This window comes from Cellulomonas sp. P4_B5_2 (genome assembly GCF_056402235.1).
Genome location: NZ_JBFUHU010000508.1, coordinates 1 through 1,396 on the forward strand (window position 1 = coordinate 1; position 1,396 = coordinate 1,396).

Here is a 1,396-nt window from a genome sequence, read left to right on the forward strand (position 1 = left end):
ACGTCGGGCACTGCTTCTGCCTGGACCTGTGCACCGACAAGGTCGTCGGCGATCCCGACACCGTGCCGCACTGGCAGCAGGTCGAGGTGTTCGACATCCACCCCGGCAACGGCCAGCCCGGCTCGACGTTCGACTCGCTCGGGTACGCGGACCCGTCGGGCGGCGCGTACGTGTTCGGTGGCACCGTCACGCTGCGCGGCAACTGCCCGCTCACCGACATCGGCACCGGGCACGCGCTGAAGTACCGGTTCCTCGTGGGCGAGTACACCTGGACGGGCGGCACGGAGGACCCGGCCAACCCGCCGACGGTCGCCCCGGCCACGCTCACGCCGGTGACGACCCAGATCACGGGTACGCACGTCGGCTACGTCTTCTACACCGACGGCAACGGCAACGCCCAGTCCGCGTCCGTCGTCGTCACTGCGGCGGACCTCGACGCCGACGGCTTCGTGCAGGTCGACGGTCTGCCGGTGACCGTGCAGATGTACAACCCGCCGGGTTCGACCGCGGTGGTGAACGTGAGCGGGTCGAACTTCCTGCGCACGTTCGAGCTCCTGGAGCTCAACTCCGCGGCCATCACGGCGCTGCACCCGCCGAAGAAGCCCGGCGGGCTCCCGAAGGCTCAGGCGGGCGAGACGCTGCCGCTGAACGAGCAGGAGCCGGTGCGCCGGTACCGGGTCGGCTTCGAGGTGCGTGACGCCGTCACCGACACCGTCACGCACACCGACCAGCTGGACTCGATCATCTTCGACAACTCGGCGGTGATCGCCACCCTGGACCTCGAGGAGCTCCGTCTCAACGGCTGCAACCCGCTGTCCGGCGCGACCACGATCCACCTGCTCTACACGGTGGACCACCCGCACCTGCGGAACTTCTCCGTCACGATCAACAACAACGGCGGCAGTGTGCACGTGCCGCCGCAGACACCGTCGGGAGCCTTCACCACCGGCAACTACTCGTTCCGGGGCGGCGCGTCCGGCCCGCACAACAGCACGAGCACGGGCGGGATCCCGATCGACGTGTCGGGCGACCCGGCGTGCGCGTACTCCGTGAACCTCGGGTGGATCACCCGCCGGTACGGCGACCTGGGTCAGTCGCTGCAACGGCTGTACTGCCACTGAGGACAGCCTCGGGGGGCGTCCGGGACTGCCGGGCGCCCTCCGGGTGCGGAGGGGACCAAGGACCCCTCCGCCGAGCCCGCACACGTTGGACGATGGTCGTGCCGGTCACCCCGGCACTCGTCCGCGTGCACCCACAAGGAGCGCTCCATGGCCGCCATCCGTCCCGCAGTCCACCCCTCCGCCACGATCGACCAGCGTCTGCGGCAGCTGGGCAGGACGATCCGATGGGCGCCCGCGCCCCTGTGGGGCAGCTCGACGCGCGAGCACGCCCGGTA

At 70.3% G+C, this 1,396-nt stretch carries 1 protein-coding gene; it reads left to right on the forward strand.

Going from position 1 to position 1,396, the window contains the following annotated elements; all coding sequences use genetic code 11:
* A partial coding sequence (locus AC1DUQ_RS21725) for a hypothetical protein (protein ID WP_477074634.1) occupies window positions 1-1,121 on the forward strand: 1,121 nt, incomplete at its 5' end.
* Window positions 1,122-1,396 lie beyond the last annotated feature (275 nt).